The sequence below is a fragment of the Rhizobium sp. YIM 134829 genome (assembly GCF_046546455.1).
In genome coordinates, this window is sequence record NZ_JBKHKI010000008.1 from 90,038 (window position 1) to 109,834 (window position 19,797).

The window sequence follows — 19,797 nt, forward strand, 5'->3', positions numbered from 1 at the left end:
TCATAGGGTCACGCTGGCACAGAGTCGTGATCCTTGACAACCGGATTCGCGCTTGCCGCCGTAAGTGGTTTCGACCTAAGCTGGTCTTCTATTTAAACAGTTTCCATTTGGTCTTTATGATTCCCTGCCGAAACGAGACGCACGGTTCTGCGGCGCTCCTCGCCGCCTGTCACATGGCGCTCGGGATCGGCCTCCTCATCCTGTCGCTGCTTGTCTCCACCCGCGCCGTCCTGGCGGCGGATGCCGTGGAGGTTGCCGAGGTGACGATTGCCGCGCCCGACATCCTAGCCGTCGAGCTGCGGGAGCCCGCCTATCGGCGCGGCAGCATCGTTGCTCTCCCATCGCCCGTCTCGGCGGCAGCCGGAAGCTGGATCGACACACCGCAGGGCTATGGCATGGTCGTCGGCCCGAAGCGCGATCACCTTCGCCTCCCCGATGTTCCGCCAACGGTGCGGCTCGACCGAAAGTCTGCCGACGATGCCGCCGCTTACGGCCCGATCGGCAGCCGCAGGGTGATCGACGTCTTTCGAAAGTCCGTCCCCTATGACTCCGGCTTCTACAGCGCGCAGGGCTCTTCCCGCACCGGCGCGAGCTTCAAGCATTATCTCTACCTGCAGCTGGACGGGCGGCTGGAACCTGGCCGATATTCGATCAGCTGGCCGAAAGCCATGCTGCCTGCAACCGACTTCACCTATGATCCGACCACGACCCGGGCCATTGCGCTGCGGGCCACCCAGGTCGGACACACGGCGGGTGACGTGGCGAAGACCGCCTTCATGAGCCTCTGGCTGCCCGGCGGGCCCGAGGATGGTGCTGTCGATTTTCGCCGCTACGGGCTCGATCGTTTCTCGATCGTGGACGCGGCGGGGGCCTCCGTCTTTACCGGCACGATCCGTCTGAGGAAGGGTCCCAAGGATCTCGAACCCGGCAATGGCGTGGCAGAACCCTTGAACGAATACACCCATGTGCGCAGCCCGCGCATTGCGGTGCGCGGCATCGCGCAGGCCGACCCCATCCGCATCGTGGCGCCAGGCCACGGCTTCCAGCCGGGCGATCGGATCGCGCTCGAAGGGCTCGGCGGCGATCAGGATGCCGGCGCGACCTTCGCCACTGTCGCGGATCCGACGCCGGATGACTTCGCGCTGGCCGATGTCAAAGGACCGATCGCTGGCGCGTTCGACGGGGACGGCACGGCAACGCTTGCCTATTCGACCGGGCGGGCTGGCACCTTCGTCTTCGAGCTGGACTATTCGGCCTTTAAGCCTGCGCAGGCGGGTGTCTATCGGATCGCGGTGCCCGGGCTCGGTGTCTCCGATCCGATCGCGATCAACCCGGACACCTGGTTCGATCTCGGCGCCCTGTCTCTGGCTGGGCTCTACAATCATCGCAGCGGCATCGCGCTGGACGGTCGGTTCGGCTATCAGCGGCCGGCTGCCTTCCGCCCCGGTCCGGATCTCGTCATCCACCGCAGCCGCCTGCCGCTCGCCTGGTCGCAGGAATTCGGCGGCCCGCTCACCTCCGATAACGGCGCCAAGGCCGGCTGGATCACTGAGGAACCAGCGCCGGAAAGCTATTGGGGCGGCTATATGGATGCCGGCGATTGGGATCGGCGAATCCAGCATGTCGAGATCGCCTCGCTGCTGCTCGATGTGTTCGACGGCATGCCGGAGCCGCTGCGGGCGCGGCAGTATCAGGTCCCGCAATCTTCGGCGCTGCTTGACGATCCCGCCTACAAGGCCGCCGGCGAGCTGCCGGATCTCATCAACGAGGCGATCTGGCCGATGGATTTTTTCCGCCGGCTGCAGGCCCCGGACGGCAGCATCCATGGCGGCATCGAGAGCGCGAGCTTCCCGCTGCTCGGCGAGCCGAGCTATCTCGAACATCAGGCCGTCTTCGCCTATGCGCCGGATGTCGTCTCGACCTTCAAATATGCCGCCGTTGCCGCCAGGCTGGCGCGCGTCCTGAAGGAGATCGGCAAGACGGAGCTGGCCGATCTCTACGGCAAGAGCGCGATCGCCGCCTGGCAGGCCGGTGAGGCAGGCTTCGCCGATCCGGATCGCTTCTATGCGGATGCGATTGCGGCGGGCACCGAGCTCGGCCTCTTTGACGAGACGCCCTGGGAGAAGCTGAAAGAGACGCTGCAGAAGAATGCGGGTGAATATCGCGCAACGGCTGCGGCATCGCTCTTTCGTCTCACCGGCGAGGCCGATTACCGCACGATCTTCGAGACGGCGGTCGCCGGTGGACTGTCGATCTATGCCCATACGGCCGATGGCGCCTGGGACTATCTCAACAGTCCCGGTGCCGATGCCGCTCTGCAGGATCGGCTGCGCCAGCAGTTCATCCACGAGGCGAAGATGGTCAGCGCCGCGCAGGACGCGCTCGCCTATCCGAGCATGAAGCATCCCGGCGCGCCGGCCGGCTGGGGGCAGGGCACGGCGCCGGACTATAATATGGTGCAGCTTTTCATGCGCGCCTATCGGCTTCAGCCGGATGACGCCCTGCTGCGGACCATGGAACAGACCTCGGCCACCATTCTCGGTGCCAATCAGGTTGGCCTCAGCTTCACGACGGGGGCCGGGGTGCGCCAGATCCTGCATCCGTTACAGGAAGACCACCGCGCCATGGGCGTCGCCGCGCCGCGCGGCATCACGATCTATGGCTTCGGTCCGCAGAGTCAGGCGGCCTACGGCTGGGTCTTCGGACCGCCCTGGTCGCCGCTGCCGGAAACCGGAACTGCGGAGGCGGCAGAAGCGCGTCGGGTCTATCCGCCCCGCTTCTCCATCCCCTATCTCGATTTCCTCATCGAGCACCCGGGCGTCATCATGCAGCAGGAATATACGGTGCAGCAGCCGATCGCCACGACGGCCGCGCTCTGGCTCTTCCTCGCGACGGTGGAATCGCAGCGCGCAGAGCGCTGATTCGGCGTGACGCCGGCGCGGTCTCGCGGAAAACTCGGGTGAGGGTCGTCAGAAGGCGAAGACTGGCTTTTCAGCGCGCTTGAGCACCCACTCATAGATTTCGAGAAGCTGCCGCGCCTTGGCGTCCCAGCTGAAGGCAGCCGCGACGCGCGCGATGGCGCCCTCGCTCAGCTGTTCCAGGCGTTCGGGCTGAGCAAGCAAGCCGGCGAGTGCTGCGTGGAAACCGTCGACCAGACTCTGCCGGTCTGTGAAGGGAACGGCGATGCCGGACTGGGGATCAATCAGTTCCGCCGGGCCGCCATAGCGGGCGACGACCGGCACCATGCCGAGCGCCATCGCTTCCAGCACCACGCCGCCGCCGAATTCGCGGATACTCGGCAAGGCCAGGCAATGCGTATCGGCGAGACGCTCGGCCAGTTCCTCATGCGCCACCCAGCCCGCGAAGGTCACGTGCGCCTCGAGTCCCCGCTCGCGGACGAGGGCTTCGAGATCGTTGCGCTGAGGACCATCGCCGATGATGAGGATCTCGATCCGTCCGTCCTTGCAGAATGTCTCGGCAGCCTCGATCAGGATGTCCGCGCCCTTATAGGGCACTAAGCGCCCGACGAAGGCGAGGCGAAGCGGCCCCTGCGCGAACCCCCGCACGCTTGGACGAAAGCGCAAGGGGTCGACGCCATTTTCCGGGATCAGGAAGGAACGGTTCGTCGTGCTCGGTGGGAGCTCCGACAGCGTATGGCTGGATCCGGCGATGATTGCCGCAGCATGTTCACGGGTCGCCTTGTAGGCCGGCATCAGCTGATAGGCTTTGCGCAGCGGCGCCAGCCATTCGCGCTCCTTGCGGCGCACGCCGGAAAATTCCTTCGGCCAGGGGAGGCCGCCATTCAGCGGGCCGACAACGAAGGGGATGCGAAGGCGACGCAGTCTGGCGGCGAGCAGGCTCTGGCTCGTCGGGCTCAAGGGCGTGATTCGGTGGACGAGATCGAAGGCGCCGGCTTTCAGCTGACCGCGGAACCGCGCCCAGACGGCCTGTTCGAAACTGTAATAGGCGAGCGCCTCCATCGCGGTGACGATGGTCCAGCCCTTGCCGCTTCCGCCCCGCAGCAGATCGGCCATGCGGTTGGTTCGGCTGGCGACATTCTCATTGTCGATGGCGACGAAGTCGACATTCTCGATCAGGCCGCGCCGCAAAAAGGCCTCGCGGTTGCGCACCTGCGTGACGATCAGGACGTCCGCATGGCTCCGCAGCGCCGTCGACAGGCTCCAGCCGATCAGCGGCACGCTGGTCCATTCGGGATTGGCCGCCTCGGCGATCACGAGCACCCGCGGGCGGGGAGGACGCAGATCACGCGTCTCGGCCTCGCTCGCTCGAACCTCGCCGTCCAGCGTCATCGTCATGACCTGTTAACGCCGGCCGCGGATCGTCTTGATCACTTCGCTGCCCATCAAACCGGCCAGCGGCAGGACGGTGGAGGCATAACGACCGAACAGGCGGCGCGGATTGCTCGCCAGGCGATAGAGCCACTCGAAGCCCGAGCCGCGCAGAATATGCGGCGCGCGTTTCTGGATGCCCACCAGGAACTCGATGGATGCGCCACAGCAGAGCGCCAGGCCACGCGCCTCGGGATGGGCGGCCAGCCCGCAGGCGATGCGTTCCGACTGCGGCGACCCGACCGCGATGAAGATGAACCGCGACGGCTCGGCGGCGATGAAGTCGATGCAGGCCTTCATGGCGTCCGGATTGCCCGAGAGATTCTGAGGCGGCACCATGGAGCGGAAATTTACATGCGGAAACGCGAGCCGGGCCCGTTCGGCCACCTCGTCATGGGCGACGATCAGCGTGACGTTGTCGCCCTCGCGGATGACGCTGCGGAACATGGCCTCGGTCAGATCCGACCCGGTGACGATTGGAAGATCGACCCACAGCAGAAGAGCAAAGGTGGAGATCGGCGCGCTGTCACACAGAGAAAGCCAGGCGGTGCGATAGTATTCGCGCAGCGATTCATCGCGATTGAGACGCACCACGTGGTCAACATTCGGCGTTACGATGTATCGATACGGCGATGTTTCGTCGAACGTCTGGATCTTCTCGACCACCTCTTCGAAGGAGAGAGGGTCGAACGGTGTATTGAAGAAATCCGAACGCTCTCGGCTGGCCGGAACTGTGATGTTGTAGCTGACAAGGGTCATGCGGAATCGCCTCCCGGCAGGTAATGCTTTAAGTGTGAATTAAATAAAATAAGTCGGCGATACTTACATTCTAGAAACGCCAATTAACCAATTTTTACAAGTGAAAAATGAGGGTTGCGCATGAAATAGGAGTGGAAATGTGGTTCTTCCACCTCACACTTGAGTGATCGTTCGCTTGCCCTCGTTCGGTTGTGGCCAAGCATGCGATAAACAGGCATGATGATGGCATGAACCTGGCCTTTTCGTCGGAAAAATCAAAGCGAGCGTGCACTGAAAACAGGGGTTCAACCGAATTTTTTTTATTCTGTGACTATTATGTGTCTTTCATTTTGAGCAGTGCTGCATAGGGGCGTTTATGACTTTCATCTTGGTGTGTCTTTGGTTCTTGGCAATTGTCATTTCCGTTCCGGCGGTCATGTATGGCCTCGAGATCGCGCTCTCCTTCCTGCGCGCCACGCCGCCCGTTCATGCGCGGGAACGCCCGGCCACGGCGATCATCGTCCCTGCTCATGACGAAGAAAGCGGCATTCGCGATACGGTGCTTGGCATCCGCAGCCAGATGCGTCCCGGGGATCGGCTGCTGGTCGTCGCCGACAATTGCCGTGACAGGACGGCTGCCATTGCACGAGAGGCAGGCGCCGAGGTCGTCGAGCGGCATGACGATCTCCTGCGCGGCAAGGGATATGCGCTCGATGCCGGCATCAGGGCCATGGAAACGGCCAATCTGCCCTATGTCGTGTTCATCGATGCCGACTGCTGGCTCGATCCCGACGCTCTCGATGAGCTGCTGCATGCCGCCGATCGGCGCGGTGGCGCGGTGCAGGGCGTCAATCTGATGATTGCGCCCGCCGGTGCCGACATCAAGATGCGGGTGGCCGAGCTCGCCTTCCGTATCAAGAACAAGGTCAGGCCTCTTGGGCTCGCGCGCATGGGTCTCGGTTGCCATCTGACCGGCAGCGCGATGGCAGTGCCCTTTCCGCTCATCCGCCAGGCGACGGTCGCCAATGGCAATCTGGTCGAAGATATGAAGCTCGGGCTTGATCTCGCTGCGATGGGTCGCCTGCCCACCTTCTGCGAATCAGCAAGGGTCTTCAGCTATTTCCCGCACACGAAGAGGGGCACGGCCACGCAGCGCCAGCGCTGGGAAAGCGGGCACCTCGCCCTGATCGCCAAGGCGCTGCGCACGCTCACCACGCCGGGGATCCTCCTTCGTCCGAGATCCGTGCTCTTCATCCTGGATCTCGTCATCCCCCCCCTCAGCCTGTTGCTGATGATCCTGTCGCTGGCGACGATCGGCGTGGGCTTGCTGACTGCTCTGCTCGGCCTGCCGCTCGGCCCTTTGCTCCTGCTTGCCGGTTCGCTCGTCTGGTTCCTGGCAATGACGGTGGTCGCCTGGATCGGCTACGGCCTGTCCGTCCTCCCGCTGCGCTCGGCGCTTCAGGTCTTTCCCTATATCTTCGGCAAACTGCCCCTCTATGTCGCCACTCTGCTCGGTCGCAAGCAGCAGACCTGGATCCGGACCGATCGGTCGAAGGGTCAGGATAAGGCGTGAGGCCTGGCTCGCCGGAGCCGGCCTGCACTGCTCGGCGGAGCCGCGCGCCAAGTGCGATTGCTCTCGCCCTGAACCCCTGAGGCTGCAAACGGGGAAGCGCGCTCTTCTGAAGGTCGGGACGAACGGCCAAGCTGGTATGTGGACGAAACATGCGCCGCCCGGCCACGCGAAGACGCGCTTTGCGGTTGCTCCGTGCTCCCCGCGTCGAATAGTGAAAGCTTGAGATGACGTTCGGCGCGAATGGCTGTATCCTTGGGCTACAGCTTGTGGGGGGCGTCATGGTCTATCTTTTTGCTTGTCTGATCGGTGTCGTTGCAGGGCTCCGGGCGATGACGGCGCCGGCGGCGGTTGCCTGGGCTGCTCATCTCGGTTGGCTGGATCTTTCCAGTTCCTGGCTCGCCTTTCTGGGCTCGATCTGGGCGGTCGGCATCCTGACCGTTCTCGCGCTTGTCGAATTCGTGACCGACCAGCTGCCATCGACGCCGAGCCGCAAGGTGCCGCCGCAGTTCGGCGCGCGCCTGTTCACCGGTGCGGTCTCGGGCGCTGCCATAGGCCTGCATTCCGGGTCCTGGCTCGCCGGGCTCGTTGCCGGCCTCGTCGGTGCCGTGATCGGCACTTTGGGCGGCGCTGCGGCGCGGGGCTGGCTCGCGGCCCGTTTCGGCAGGGACCTGCCGGCCGCCCTGATCGAAGATGCCGTGGCCGTTCTCCTCGCTTATCTGATCGTCTCGTCGCTGGCCGCGCCGGTGGCTGTATGACGGCCTTCGATGCGATCATCATAGGGGCCGGACAAGCCGGGCCGTCGCTTGCCGGCCGCTTGAGCGAGGCGGGCCGCAAGGTCGCGATCATCGAGCGCAAGCATGTCGGCGGAACCTGCGTCAACACTGGCTGCAAGCCGACGAAGACGCTGGTCGCCAGCGCCTATGCCGCCCGGCTCGCGCGTCGCGGCGCGGAGTATGGCGTTGTTCTCGACAGCCCCGTGCGGATCGACATGCCGGCGGTGATACGCCGCGCCCATCAGGTGACGCTTGACAGTCGGCAGGGAACCGAAACCTGGCTGGAGGGCATGGTCAATACGACGCTGATCCGCGGCCATGCGCGCTTCGAGGATCCGAGAACCGTGCGGGTCGGTGACGATCTCCTGACCGCACCGCAGATCTTCCTCAATGTCGGCGGTCGCGCGACGATCCCGGATCTGCCCGGCATCGCCGATATTCCGGTGCTGACCAACAGCGACATGGTCATGCTGGACCGCGTGCCGGAGCATCTGATCGTTATCGGCGGCAGCTATATCGGGCTTGAATTCGCGCAGATGTTCCGCCGCTTCGGCGCGCGCGTCACGGTCATCGAGAAGGGGCCGCATCTCGTCGGTCGCGAGGATGAGGAGATCTCTGAAGCGATCCGCGGGATACTCGAGGCGGAGGGTATAACCGTCGTGACCGGCGCGGACGATATCCGCTTCGCAAAGCGGGGACGCGACATCCGCGTCCAGGCGAGCGCCGCGCGGCCGGAGGTCATCGGCACGGATGTCCTGCTCGCCGTCGGTCGTCGGCCCAACACGGATGATCTCGGCCTCGAGGAGGCCGGCGTCGCGCGGGACAGCCACGGCTATATCACGGTCGACGATCATCTGAAGACGACCGCCGAGGGCATTTGGGCGCTCGGCGATTGCAACGGCCGCGGCGCCTTCACCCACACAGCCTATAATGACTTCGAAATCGTCGCCGCCAATCTGCTCGATGGCGAGGATCGCAAACTGTCCGACCGGCTGCTTGGCTATGCGCTCTATATCGATCCGCCGCTCGGTCGAGTCGGAATGAGCGAAAGGCAGGCACGCGCCTCCGGCAGACCCGTGCAAGTCAGTCACGTGCCGATGACCAAGGTCGGCCGCGCCGTGGAAAAGGGCGAGACGCAAGGGCTGATGAAGCTTGTGGCCGATGCCGAGACCCGGCAGATCCTCGGCGCCGCGATCCTTGGGACGGGCGGCGATGAGGCCATTCACGGCGTCCTCGACCTGATGAATGCCGGCGCGACGACGGATCAGCTGCGCTGGGCGGTGCCGATCCATCCGACCGTGTCGGAATTCTGGCCGAGCGTCGTGCTGGGTCTCTCCTGAGCGTCCATGACGGCCGAGCGCGCCCAGCCTGAGGCGCCGCATCGCGCCGACCACTCTAGATCGTGATTTTACGCCGACCCGCTGCGTCCGCTACAACATTGCGGGGCGTTATGGTCGACGAGTCGTCTGTGGATCATGCTCTCTCTGCGGATGGGGATCGACCCCGTTTCGGAACGCCACGAAGGCAGGATTGGCCGATATGGACCGGAAGCTGGCAGTGATCATGGCAGGCGACATCGTCGGCTACAGCCGTCTGATGGCGGAGGACGAGGCCAGGACCTATGCGGAGCTGCGCACCGCCTTCGATGCGGTGATCGCTCCGGCGATGGCGAATGCCGGCGGGCAGATCGTCAAGCAGAATGGCGATGGCTTCCTGGCGATCTTCACCAGCGTCAATGATGCACTTGATGCGGCGGAAGAGATCCAGGCGGGGTTCGACCAACAGCGCCTGAGGCTGCGCATCGGCATCAATGTCGGCGACGTCATCGAAGACCAAGGCGATGTCTATGGCGACGGCGTCAATGTTGCCGCGCGGCTGGAGGCGATGGCCGATCCGGGCGGCATCTTCGTCAGCCGTGCCGTGGTCGACAGCGCCGAGCGCACGCGGGCGAAAAGCTTCGTCCATCTCGGCCGCCGCGCCGCAAAGAACATTCCCGAGCGTCTCGACGTCTTCGCGCTCAAACGCCCCGGCGGGCCGCGCCCGGCGCGATCCTGGTACCCGGGCAGCCTCGTGCGCCCGCAGGCGCTGCTCGCCTCCGCGGCGGCTGTTGGCCTGGTGCTGATCGGTCTGTCGATCCAGCCGCTGCCGCTTTCGGCGATGATGGCGCAGCTTCCCGCCAGCCTGCCCTTCCTGGGCCAGGCCGAGCGCGCGGATCCGCGCCCCTCGGTCGCCGTCATGCCATTTCAGAATATGAGTGGCGATCCGGCGCAGGCCTATTTTGCCACGGGCCTCACCGAGGACATCACCACCGCGCTTGCCCGCAGCGCCGGGTTGCAGGTCATCGATCCAAGCTCCACCTCCGCCGTCTCCGGCGAGCGCGGCGATGTGCGGGCGATCGGCAAGCGTCTCAATGTCGCCTATGTGGTGGAAGGCAGCGCCAGGCGCGCCGGCGATCAGCTTCGGGTGGCCGCCCAGCTGATCGATGCGCGCACCGGCGTGCATGTGTGGACCGAGAGCTATGACCGCCATGTCGAGGACGTCTTCGCCGTCGAAAGCGAACTGACGGCGCAGATCGTCGCGAGCCTCGTTTCCTATGTCGATGAGAGCGAGCGCGCCGATGCTGTGCGCCGCCCGACCGGAAATCTGCAGGCCTATGACCTGGTGCTCCAGGCCCGCAGCCGCTTCAAGCACGATGCTCGCGGCGCAGACGACCTGCTCGCGGCCCGTGCGCTCTATCAAAAGGCGCTGGAACTCGATCCGTCCTATGCCGTGGCCCGGGCCGGGCTTGGGGCGACCTATATTGTCGATCACGCCCAGCGCATCACCGGGCGGGCAACGGAGCGGGATGCGGAGATCGGCCTCAGCGAAGCCCGCCAGGCGATCCGCCTCGATCCGAACCTCGCTTTGGGGTACCAGGTCGTCAGCTTCGGCCTGTCGATGACCGGCGACCATGCCGGCGCGCTGCAGGCGGCGGAGCGCTCGGTGGCGCTCAATCCAAACGAGCCGGACAGTCTGATGGCGCTCGCCAAGGCGCAGGTCCGGTTTGGCCGCTACGACGAGGCGCTGACCAATGCCGAACGGGCCCGGCGCCTGCATCCGATGGCGCCGGAATATTATGCCTATGTGCACGGCCAGGCGCTCTATGCCGTGCGCCGTCTCGACGAAGCCGCCACTGTCATCCGAGAATGCCTGATCCGCGCGCCTCAGGATGCCAACTGCCTCCTGATCCAGACCGCCATCTTCGCCGCACGCAGCGAGATGGCCGATGCGCAGGCGGCGATGAAGCGGCTGGTCTCGGCAGATCCGCAATTCTCGCTCGCCGCCGAGCGCAGCTATCGCCGCTTCGGCGATTCCCCGCTGATGGAGCGCTTCCTGACCGACCTCACCCGCGCCAGCGCCCCGGAGACGGCCCGCACCCTGCAGGCGAAGGTCCGGGAAGGCTAGGCTCTTTCGGTTATCTTTGCACCGATGAAGCGGAACGGGGCTGTGCGAGCGACGCGCACCGACCCCGCGCTGTCGCGCTCTCTGTTTGGTCGGCGCAGGCGATGGCGGAGCGGTCGACCGAGGCCACCTTGTGAGTCTCTCCATCTCGCACGGCCTCGGCCGATCGGCCAAAACCTCTCCTCGCCATTGGTGAATCCTCTGCACCGTCTCATGCCGGATTGGCAATCTTATTGCACGGGCTCGGCTTCGCTAGATTGCGATCATCGAACGAGAGGATCGCAGAATGACGAAAACATGGTTCATCACCGGGGTCTCTTCCGGACTGGGGCGCCATATGGCCGAGCAGCTTCTGGCGCGGGGCGACAGGGTCATCGGCACGGTTCGCCGCGAGGCTGCGGTTGCCGATCTCGGCGAGCGGTATCCCGAACGGTTCAGCGTCGCGCCGCTCGAGCTCGGTGATGCCTCCAGCATTCGCCAAGCGGTCGAGACCGTGTGGGAGAGGGCAGGGCGCATCGATTGCGTGGTCGGCAATGCCGGCTATGGCCTGTTCGGCGCGGCGGGGGAGCTGACGGATTCGCAGATCGACGACCAGATCGCCATCAATCTGCTCGGGTCGATCCAGCTGATCCGGGCGGTCCTTCCAAAGCTGCGCGACCAGGGCGGCGGGCGGATCGTCCAGCTCTCGTCCGAAGGCGGGCAGATCGCCTATCCAAGTTTCAGCCTCTACCACGCGACCAAATGGGGCATCGAGGGCTTCATCGAAGCCGTGGCGCAGGAGGTCGCGCCCTTCGGCATCGACTTCCTCATCGTCGAGCCGGGGCCGACCGGCACGAATTTCGGCGCCAGCCTGGTGATGGCCGACCCGCTGCCATCCTACGCCGCCACGCCCGCCCATGCCGTTCGCCAGGCACTCACCGATGGCAGCTTCGTCCTCAAAGGTGATGCCGCGCGCACCGCGTCCGCCATGATCGAGGCCGCAGACAGCCCAAACCCGCCGCTCCGCCTCGCACTCGGGAGCACGGCCTATGAGTCCATTTCCAAGGCTCTTGGAGCCCGGCTTGCCGCGCTCGAAAGCCAGAAGGCGATCGCCTATTCGGCGGACAAGGAGATGGGCTGATGCACAGATCCGTTACCAGTAAGACGTTGCGTTGGCCTCGGATCCTGCTTCTCGCTCTGATCCTCACGGCCTTGCCAGCACTCGGCCGGGCGCAGACGGCGCTGCCCAATCAGGTGGCGGGTACCTGGCGCATGGTCTCGGCCACCATTGATCCACAGGGCGAAAAGCGGCCCGCCTATGGCGCAAGACCGAGCGGCCTGCTCGTCTTCACCCCGGATCTGCATTATGTCGAAGTGCTCACCGAGGGCGACGCGCCGTCCTTCGCCTCGAATGCGCGCGGCCAGGGCACCGACGCGGAGAACCGGCGGGCCATGGCCGGCAGCATCGGCCATTTCGGCACCTATACGGTGGACGAGACAGGCGCCTTCAGCGGCAACCGTGTCGAGGGCTCGACCTTCCCGAACTGGGTCGGCCATCGGCGCACGACGAAAGAGCTGACGCTGACCGTCATCGGCGACCGCATGTATGAAGAGTTCACCCGCCCCGAGGGCACCAAGATCGTCATTGAATTCGAACGGGTGAGATAGGCGGCATGCTGCCGCTTGCTTTTCAACGATCGGTCCACTGGGCCGATCTGCTTGAGCGGCCGATGCACGCATTCGTGTTTCCAGACCGGCTGTCAGAACCCTAATTTCGCCTTAGATCCTGAGAAAAACTTCATCCTGAAAGCCGCGGCTTCCTGTAAGAAGGCCCAGTGCGTCTCAGGAAGCCTCTCAAGGATCTCGCTATGCCGGTCTATCGCCCGCCTCTTATTCCTTCCTCGGAAATTACGCCGCGCTCGGTCTATCTCCGGCGGCGGGAGTTTCTCGGCGCCGCGGCGGGAAGCGCGCTGGCTTTGCAGGCATCGGGCGCGCGAGCCGAGAAGCTGACGACGGTCGAAAGCACCTATCGCGTCGACGAGCCGACCACCTCGCGCGAGGACATCACCAGCTACAATAATTTCTACGAGTTCGGGCTCGACAAGAGCGATCCGGCCCGACTCTCGGGCGATTTCAAGCCACGGCCCTGGACGGTGACGGTCGATGGCATGGTGGCCAAGCCCGGACGGTTCGACCTCGATGCCTTGACCAAGGAGTTCCCGATCGAAAGCCGAACCTACCGCATGCGCTGCGTCGAGGCCTGGTCGATGGTGATCCCCTGGGACGGCTTCCCCTTGGCCGCTCTGCTCGACAAGGTCGAGCCGCTCGGTAGCGCCAAATATGTCGCCTTCGAAACCATCGTCCGTCCGGAGGAAATGCCGGGGCAGAAAGGCCTCTTCCAGTCGCTCGAATGGCCCTATGTCGAGGGCCTTCGCCTGGACGAAGCCCGCCATCCGCTGACCTTGCTTGCCGTCGGCCTTTACGGCGAGACGCTGCCGAACCAGAACGGCGCACCGTTGCGTCTGGTCGTGCCGTGGAAATATGGCTTCAAGGGCATCAAGTCGATCGTGCGCATCAGCCTCACCGATACGCAGCCGAAGACGACCTGGCAGTCGGCGAACGCACAGGAATATGGCTTCTATGCCAATGTGAACCCGGAGGTCGATCATCCACGCTGGAGCCAGGCGAGCGAGCGCCGGATCGGCGAAAGCGGCTTCTTCGGCTCCGGCCGCCGCAAGACGCTGCCCTTCAACGGTTATGCCGACGAGGTCGCCGGCCTCTATTCCGGCCTGGACTTGAGGGCCAACTACTGATGGCTACGGCGTCGCTGCGCATGGGCAAGCGGGCGCAGTCGGCCTCGGTCTGGGCGCTCTATGTCGTTGGCTTGGCGCCGGCTGCCTGGGCCTTCTATCTCGGCGCCACCGGCGGGCTCGGCGCCGACCCGGTCAAGACCTTCGAGCTGTTCCTCGGCCTCTGGGCCGTCCGCTTTCTGATCCTCACGCTCGCCGTCTCGCCGCTTCGCGATCTGTTCGGGTGGTCACTGCTGCGCTATCGCCGCGCGCTCGGACTTTTGACATTCTACTACGCACTGATGCACTTCGCCGTCTATCTGACGCTCGACCAGGGCCTCGATATGGGCGCGGTTCTGGAGGATGTGGTCAAGCGGCCCTTCATCATGTTCGGCATGGCGGGTCTCATCGTGCTCCTGCCTTTGGCGCTGACCTCCAACATGGCGTCGATTCGGGCTCTCGGGAAGAAATGGACCTGGCTGCACAGGGCGGTCCACATCGCCGCCGCGCTCGCCATCCTGCATTTCGCGCTCGCCACCAAGGTCTTCGGCGTCGAGCAGTCGATCTATCTGGCACTTCTTCTCCTGATGATCCTCTACCGGTCCTGGCGCCCGATCGCCAAGTCGCGCAAGCGTCCGGTCGCCGCAGGCCGCGCCCGCGGGGCCGGCTCGACCTTGACCGGGCAGCCTTAAGCCGAGGCGAGCGGCAGGCCTCAACGCGTCGCCACCTGGTCGCTCTTCCAACCGCGAATGAAATCCCTCGGTCACAGCTCTTCCGGAGAACGGTCTTTCTTTCATCGGCCGGGTTCGGAGACTATCTATGTCTTTTCCATGCTCCCGAGGAAATTCCATGGCGACTTCGCTGCATCTCACGGCCTTCATGCGTCCCGTCAGCCTTCACAGCGGCGCCTGGCGCTATCCCGGGGCGGCGCCGGATGCGAATTTCAATTTCGGGCTTTTGAAATCCTTCATCCAGAAGCTCGAGGCGGCGAAGTTCGATGCCTTTTTCATGGCCGATCATCTGGCGGTTTTGAACATGCCGATCGAGGCCCTGTCGCGCAGCCACACGGTCACATCCTTCGAACCCTTCACGCTGCTTTCCGCACTGGCGGCGGTGACGGAGCGCATCGGCCTCGCGGCGACCGCGACGACGACCTTCGACGAGCCCTATCATGTCGCCCGACGCTTCGCCTCGCTGGATCACATCAGCAATGGCCGGGCGGCGTGGAACATCGTCACGACCTCCAATCCCGATGCCGCGCGCAATTTCGGCCTGGAGGATCATGTCGAGCACGGCGAACGCTATGGCCGCGCCCGAGAATTCTTCGATGTCGTCACCGGTCTCTGGGACAGTTTTGCCGATGACGCCTTCATCCGCGACCGGGAGAGCGGCATCTTCTTCGATCCCGCCAAGATGCATGTCCTCGACCATCATGGCGAGGCCTTCAAGGTTCGTGGTCCCCTGAATATCGCCCGGCCCGTCCAGGGCTGGCCGGTCATCGTCCAGGCGGGGCAGTCCGAACCCGGCCGTCAGCTCGCCGCCGAAACCGCGGAGCTCGTCTTCTGCTCGCCGCGCGACCGTGCGTCCGGCAAGCAGCTCTACGCGGACATCAAGGGGCGCATGCCGGCCGCTGGTCGCAGCCCGGATGCGCTCAAGATCCTGCCCGCCGCCTTGATCGTCATCGGTGACAGCGTCGAGGAGGCGAAGGCGAAGCGCCTGACGCTCGACAGTCTCGTCCATGAGGCGACGGCCTTCGCGTCGCTCTCCATCGCCATCGGCCATGATGTCTCCCGCTTCGATCCCGATGGCCCGCTGCCGGAGCTGCCCGAGACCAATGCGAGCAAGACCGGCCAGGCGCAAGCCGTCCGCCTGGCACGCGAGGAGAACCTGACCGTGCGCCAACTGGCGCAGCGCTATGGCGGCTATGCCGGCCTTGCCTTTGTCGGAACGCCGCAGTCGATCGCCGACGAGATGCAGACCTGGCTCGAGGAGGCGGCCTCAGATGGGTTCACCATCGTCTTCCCCTATCTTCCGGAGGGGCTAGACGACGTGACACAGCGCCTGGTGCCCGAGCTCCAGCGACGCGGCCTCTTCCGTCGTGATTATGAAGGCACGACGTTGCGCGACCATCTGAAGCTCGCGCGGCCAAAGAACCGGTTCTTCGCGTAACGCCATGTCTGTTGCGGCTCTTGCCATGTATGCGAGCCCGGCGCCGCTGGCCGAAGCCTCGCGGCAGTTCTGGGCGGCACTCGGCGCCCGGCTCCGCGTGATGGGGCTCGACGCGCCCCTCTCGCTTGATGAGAGCCTCGGCTACCGCGATGCCTGGCTGCGGGAGGATCTCGTCTTCGCCCAGACCTGCGGCTATCCCTATGTCCGTGAACTGCGGAGCCGGGTGCGGCTCGTGGCCACCCCCGCCTATGATCTGCCCGGCTGCGATGGTGCCTTCATGCGCAGTTTCATCGTCGTCGCCGCCCATTCCCCAGCGGATGGCCTGCCGGACCTGCGCGGCAGCCGCGCGGCGATCAACGATGTCGGCAGCAATTCCGGCTACAATCTCTTCCGCCACGCCATTGCACCCCATGCGGTCGATGGCCGATTCTTCCGGTCGGTCACGGCGACGGGCGGTCACCGCGCCAGCATCGCGGCGATCGCAGCGGGCGAGGCCGATTGCGCCGCGATCGACTGCGTGACCTTCGGCAATCTGCGCCGCTTCGAGCCGGCCTGCCTGGAAGGAGTGCGTGTTCTCGCCGAGACCGCGCCCGGGCCCGGGCTGCCCTTCATCACCGCCGGCTCGACTTCGGATGCCGACCTTGCCTCCTTGCGCAGCGCTCTGGATGCCGTGCTGGCGGATCCAGCGCTGGCCGACAGTCGCGGCGTCCTGGCACTGCGCAGTGTCGAGCACCTCGAGGATGCTGCCTATGAGCGGCTGACGGAGCTCGAGCGAGAAGCGGCGACGCAAGGCTATCCACAGCTCGCCTAGGCCGTCTCCGCCTGGAACCCTAGTAGAATAATAGACAAATTTTGCGTCCGTTCAGCCGCGATGCGATCGCCTTTCCCATCCTGCCTGTCTTGCGGAAAATCTATGTGGCGCTGGCGCGGCAAGCTTCGGGCAAACTCCTCGGCGTTCAATCATCTCCTTCTAAAACGGAGTTCCCGATGCGGCCTCTAGCGGCCAACCAACCCCTTCCTCCGCGCGCTGCGCTCTCCATCGCCGCCGTCGAATGGCAGACCGTCCTGCTTGCCCTGGTCATCTATGGCGGTTTCGCAGCTCTCACATGGTTCTGGCAGGCGCTGCCGCTTGCCCTCGTGGTGATCCTCGGAAGCATCCTCGTCGCCTGGCACAGTTCATTGCAGCATGAGGTGATCCATGGGCATCCGACCCGCTCGCGCAGGATCAACGATGCGATCGGCTGGCCGCCTCTGTCGCTCTGGCTTCCCTATGCGCTCTATCGCGAAGCCCATCTCCTTCATCATCGCGACGAGCATCTGACCGATCCGATCGAGGATCCGGAGTCCTCCTATCTGACGCAGGAAGCCTGGGATCGCCTGGGTCTGGTCGGCCGCCTTCTGGCGCGATGGAACACGACGCTCTTCGGCCGGCTGACGCTGGGACCGCTGGTGATGATCGCCAATGTCCTGGCAGAGGAATCGCTGCGGCTCTGGCGTGGCGAACCGGGCCGGCGGCGGCTCTGGGCCGTCCATGCCATCGGCGTCGTCCTGGTGCTTTCCTGGGTCTCGGTCGTCTGCCAGATGCCGCTCTGGCTCTACCTGATCGGCTTCGTCTATGGCGGCGCGGCGCTGAGCCGGCTCCGCTCCTATGCAGAGCATCGCTTTGCGGACCGGCATGAGGAGCGCACGGCGATCGTCGAGAACAGCTCGATCTTCGGCTTGTTGTTTCTCTACAACAATCTGCATGTCCTGCATCACCAGCGGCCCGCGATCCCGTGGTATGCGATCCCGCGGCTCTACCGTCGGCATCGCGATCATCTCGTTTCGCTGAATGGCGGTCTCGTCTATGACGGCTATCTGGATGTTGCCCGTCGTTTCCTCTTCACCCCCCATGACGACCCTCGCCACCCTCGTTACGCCAATGCTCCGCAGGGGCTTTCGGCAAGGGCAAGCGAATTGCGTGCAGCGGAGGGGGCGTCGCTCGCAGCGCGGTGGCCTTCAGAGACCCGGGCAGACGAGCAGACTCAATCTGCCGCCTGAAACCGCTGCATAGGGAGGCGGCCGCGTTCAGGCGCTGCCGGGACCTGCCTGCGGGTGCCGGTCAGTCGCGGTTTTTGCGGGTCTGCAGCGCGGTCTCGCCATAGAGGGTGCGATAGCGCCGGGTGAAATCGCCGAGATGCGGAAAGCCCCATCGGTTGGCGATGGTCGCAATCGAGGCGTCGTCGCGGTCGGCCGAGAGAAGATCGGCGCGCACCCGGGCGAGGCGTCGCTCCAGAATATACTGAACCGGCGTCTTGCCAAGTTCGCGGCGAAAGCTCAGCTGGAGGGAGCGCACGCCGGTATGGGCGACGGCGGCAATTTCGGCGACGCTGATGCGGTTCTGCAAATTGGCTTCGATATAGTCGATGGCCCGACGGACATGCCAGGATGGACGCAGGATCGTTCCGGGATCAGCATCGCCGGTCATGCGCGGCCAGGAGCCCAGGAACTGATAGAGGATCATCTCCTCCAGGAGCCCGGCCGTCATGTCACCGGAATGAAGACCGTTCTTCCGGCGCAGGTAAAGCATACGGAAGTTCTGCCGGAAGGCGCGCATGGCGGAACTATCGACATCCGCGACCGGCTGGAACTGCGGAAAACCAACGTCGTCTCGTCCCTCCAGCGCCAGATGCGCTGCGATCAACGCATCCCGGTTGACGGTGCCGGTGAAGGCGGCAAAGGAAGGCGTGGCTTCCTCGGTCTCCATCTCGTCGAAGGCGACGAACATGGCCTTGTCGGACCCACCGGAATATTCCTTCGTAAAATTGCGCCGCATCATCGCGCCCTGGGTGACAAAGCGGATGGTGATCTTGTCCACCCTGACCTTCGGCGTCGATTCGAAGCCATAGGGAGCCCTGGTGTCCCACTGCGTGATCGCGCCGCTATGGACGCCCTGGATCTCAAGCGAGAAGGGCTCCTTCTTGATCGACCGGAAGGAGACGCTCAGATAGTCCATGGAATTGAGCCGATCCAGGTCCGTTCTGGCCGGCGAAAGTACGGAAAATGTCGAGGGGGGAGGAGCCCAGCCAGAGGCAGCAATAGAAAGATCCGCCATCAAATCGTCCACTTGAATTCTGTGGTCTTGTCCGCAATTCCCTTGCCCGAGAGCGGACGTTAGAGACGTGAAGGTCGATGGTCCAGCGACTATCGGCAAATGAAATTAGGAATGCATTGTTTTCACTGTAACGTTGCAGATTTTTCACTGTAACGTTGCAGATCCTTGTAGATTTCCATGATGCTTGGTTGCAAATTGTATGATGGTAATAAAAGACTTATCTAAAAGGCGATCAAGGCAAAGTTTTGACGTTCCGCGTTCGGCCCTTTTCGGTGCGCTCTAACTTACTAAAGCTTCGGCTCGACCGCGCCTGTACTTCTTGCGCCAAGGCTGCGGGGGCGCTTGCTTGGCGCATCGGCCCCTCAAAGCGCCGACCGATCGCGCGTCACTGAGACAACGACCGCGGCTAGGCGGCGGCATTAATATCGACCTCGGCAAGGCCAGGGCGCATTGATGTCCATCGGTCGACCGCGGCGGTGAGAGGACTGGAGTCCAGGTACAGCGGCCCCCCTTCCGAGGGGCCGCTGCCAGGGGTCAGAAGTCTTGCCAGCTTTCCGTCCCAACGACGGAAAGGGCTGCTCCGCCGCCTGCGGCCTTGATCGGGCGTCGGCTCGCCGGTCTCGGTGGAGCGGACGCCGTGAGGATCTCCCTGGCTGAGCTTTGGGAAAGCTGGCTCTGCATGCGGAAGCCGGAAACGATGCTGCGGAGCCGCTCGACCTCGGCCGCGAGCGTGGCGCTGGCGGCATTCGCCTCTTCCACCATCGCCGCATTCTGTTGCGTGACCTGGTCCATCTGGTTGACGGCGGTGTTGACCTCGGAGAGCCCGACCGACTGTTCGCGCGCGGAGGTGGCGATCGCGTCCATATGTTGGTTGATCGTGACGATATAGCTC

General features: G+C 64.4%; 15 protein-coding genes and 1 pseudogene. 12 read left to right on the plus strand and 4 right to left on the minus strand.

Annotated features, from left to right (window positions below; translation table 11 throughout):
* Positions 1-173 precede the first annotated feature (173 nt).
* Positions 174-2,921 carry a glycoside hydrolase family 9 protein gene (locus ACLE20_RS14740; protein WP_410941071.1) on the plus strand — a complete coding sequence of 916 codons (2,748 nt, stop codon included), beginning with the start codon at positions 174-176 and terminating at the stop codon, positions 2,919-2,921.
* A gap of 48 nt (positions 2,922-2,969) precedes the next feature.
* Here ACLE20_RS14740 and ACLE20_RS14745 read toward each other — a convergent pair whose 3' ends face one another.
* Together ACLE20_RS14745 and ACLE20_RS14750 are read right to left on the minus strand one after the other, a co-directional pair.
* On the minus strand, positions 2,970-4,316 hold the full coding sequence (locus ACLE20_RS14745) for a glycosyltransferase family 4 protein (RefSeq protein WP_410941072.1): 1,347 nt from the start codon (positions 4,314-4,316) through the stop codon (positions 2,970-2,972).
* Positions 4,317-4,322: 6 nt separating this feature from the next.
* Positions 4,323-5,108, minus strand: coding sequence for a WecB/TagA/CpsF family glycosyltransferase (locus ACLE20_RS14750; protein WP_410941073.1), 786 nt, complete (start codon positions 5,106-5,108; stop codon positions 4,323-4,325).
* A gap of 385 nt (positions 5,109-5,493) precedes the next feature.
* On the opposite strand from ACLE20_RS14750, the gene ACLE20_RS14755 reads away from it, so the two are divergent.
* From ACLE20_RS14755 to ACLE20_RS14805, 11 genes are all read left to right on the plus strand, one after another.
* Positions 5,494-6,660, plus strand: coding sequence for a glycosyltransferase family 2 protein (locus ACLE20_RS14755; RefSeq protein WP_410941074.1), 1,167 nt, complete (start codon positions 5,494-5,496; stop codon positions 6,658-6,660).
* Between the two features lie 278 nt (positions 6,661-6,938).
* A complete protein-coding gene (locus tag ACLE20_RS14760) occupies positions 6,939-7,415 on the plus strand; it encodes a DUF4126 family protein (protein WP_410941075.1) in 477 nt (158 codons plus the stop codon).
* Complete coding sequence (locus tag ACLE20_RS14765) at positions 7,412-8,773, plus strand: FAD-containing oxidoreductase (protein WP_410941076.1); 1,362 nt, start codon at positions 7,412-7,414, stop codon at positions 8,771-8,773. The genes ACLE20_RS14760 and ACLE20_RS14765 overlap by 4 nt, the downstream gene beginning before the upstream one ends.
* A gap of 199 nt (positions 8,774-8,972) precedes the next feature.
* Positions 8,973-10,877, plus strand: coding sequence for a tetratricopeptide repeat protein (locus ACLE20_RS14770; RefSeq protein ID WP_410941077.1), 1,905 nt, complete (start codon positions 8,973-8,975; stop codon positions 10,875-10,877).
* Between the two features lie 283 nt (positions 10,878-11,160).
* On the plus strand, positions 11,161-11,994 hold the full coding sequence (locus tag ACLE20_RS14775) for an SDR family oxidoreductase (RefSeq protein ID WP_410941078.1): 834 nt from the start codon (positions 11,161-11,163) through the stop codon (positions 11,992-11,994).
* Positions 11,994-12,521 carry a lipocalin-like domain-containing protein gene (locus ACLE20_RS14780; protein ID WP_410941079.1) on the plus strand — a complete coding sequence of 176 codons (528 nt, stop codon included), beginning with the start codon at positions 11,994-11,996 and terminating at the stop codon, positions 12,519-12,521. The genes ACLE20_RS14775 and ACLE20_RS14780 overlap by 1 nt, the downstream gene beginning before the upstream one ends.
* Positions 12,522-12,721: 200 nt before the next feature.
* Complete coding sequence (gene msrP / locus ACLE20_RS14785; RefSeq protein WP_410941080.1) at positions 12,722-13,666, plus strand: protein-methionine-sulfoxide reductase catalytic subunit MsrP; 945 nt, start codon at positions 12,722-12,724, stop codon at positions 13,664-13,666.
* Positions 13,666-14,334: a protein-methionine-sulfoxide reductase heme-binding subunit MsrQ gene (gene msrQ, locus ACLE20_RS14790; RefSeq protein WP_410941081.1), complete on the plus strand. Its 669-nt coding sequence runs from the start codon at positions 13,666-13,668 to the stop codon at positions 14,332-14,334. The genes msrP and msrQ overlap by 1 nt, the downstream gene beginning before the upstream one ends.
* A gap of 157 nt (positions 14,335-14,491) precedes the next feature.
* Positions 14,492-15,811 (plus strand): LLM class flavin-dependent oxidoreductase, encoded by a 1,320-nt coding sequence (locus ACLE20_RS14795; RefSeq protein ID WP_410941082.1) that lies wholly within the window; start codon positions 14,492-14,494, stop codon positions 15,809-15,811.
* 4 nt (positions 15,812-15,815) lie between these two features.
* A complete protein-coding gene (locus ACLE20_RS14800; RefSeq protein WP_410941083.1) occupies positions 15,816-16,622 on the plus strand; it encodes a phosphate/phosphite/phosphonate ABC transporter substrate-binding protein in 807 nt (268 codons plus the stop codon).
* A 176-nt stretch (positions 16,623-16,798) separates the two neighbouring features.
* On the plus strand, positions 16,799-17,851 hold the full coding sequence (locus tag ACLE20_RS14805; protein WP_410941084.1) for a fatty acid desaturase: 1,053 nt from the start codon (positions 16,799-16,801) through the stop codon (positions 17,849-17,851).
* A gap of 61 nt (positions 17,852-17,912) precedes the next feature.
* On the opposite strand, the gene ACLE20_RS14810 is transcribed toward ACLE20_RS14805, so the two are convergent.
* Together ACLE20_RS14810 and ACLE20_RS14815 are read right to left on the minus strand one after the other, a co-directional pair.
* Positions 17,913-18,806, minus strand: a complete 894-nt coding sequence (locus ACLE20_RS14810; RefSeq protein WP_410941085.1) for a helix-turn-helix transcriptional regulator — start codon at positions 18,804-18,806, stop codon at positions 17,913-17,915.
* Positions 18,807-19,439: 633 nt separating this feature from the next.
* Positions 19,440-19,797: pseudogene (locus ACLE20_RS14815) on the minus strand (methyl-accepting chemotaxis protein); the annotation flags it as partial.

Bases quoted from the DNA above. Each gene is read 5' to 3' on its own strand.
- ACLE20_RS14740 (WP_410941071.1), top strand. From the start codon at position 174: ATGGCGCTCGGGATCGGCCTCCTCATCCTGTCGCTGCTTGTCTCCACC.
- ACLE20_RS14745 (WP_410941072.1), bottom strand. From the start codon at position 4,316: ATGACGATGACGCTGGACGGCGAGGTTCGAGCGAGCGAGGCCGAGACG.
- ACLE20_RS14750 (WP_410941073.1), bottom strand. From the start codon at position 5,108: ATGACCCTTGTCAGCTACAACATCACAGTTCCGGCCAGCCGAGAGCGT.
- ACLE20_RS14760 (WP_410941075.1), top strand. From the start codon at position 6,939: ATGGTCTATCTTTTTGCTTGTCTGATCGGTGTCGTTGCAGGGCTCCGG.
- ACLE20_RS14765 (WP_410941076.1), top strand. From the start codon at position 7,412: ATGACGGCCTTCGATGCGATCATCATAGGGGCCGGACAAGCCGGGCCG.
- ACLE20_RS14770 (WP_410941077.1), top strand. From the start codon at position 8,973: ATGGACCGGAAGCTGGCAGTGATCATGGCAGGCGACATCGTCGGCTAC.
- ACLE20_RS14775 (WP_410941078.1), top strand. From the start codon at position 11,161: ATGACGAAAACATGGTTCATCACCGGGGTCTCTTCCGGACTGGGGCGC.
- ACLE20_RS14780 (WP_410941079.1), top strand. From the start codon at position 11,994: ATGCACAGATCCGTTACCAGTAAGACGTTGCGTTGGCCTCGGATCCTG.
- msrP (WP_410941080.1), top strand. From the start codon at position 12,722: ATGCCGGTCTATCGCCCGCCTCTTATTCCTTCCTCGGAAATTACGCCG.
- msrQ (WP_410941081.1), top strand. From the start codon at position 13,666: ATGGCTACGGCGTCGCTGCGCATGGGCAAGCGGGCGCAGTCGGCCTCG.
- ACLE20_RS14795 (WP_410941082.1), top strand. From the start codon at position 14,492: ATGGCGACTTCGCTGCATCTCACGGCCTTCATGCGTCCCGTCAGCCTT.
- ACLE20_RS14800 (WP_410941083.1), top strand. From the start codon at position 15,816: ATGTCTGTTGCGGCTCTTGCCATGTATGCGAGCCCGGCGCCGCTGGCC.
- ACLE20_RS14805 (WP_410941084.1), top strand. From the start codon at position 16,799: ATGCGGCCTCTAGCGGCCAACCAACCCCTTCCTCCGCGCGCTGCGCTC.
- ACLE20_RS14810 (WP_410941085.1), bottom strand. From the start codon at position 18,806: ATGGACTATCTGAGCGTCTCCTTCCGGTCGATCAAGAAGGAGCCCTTC.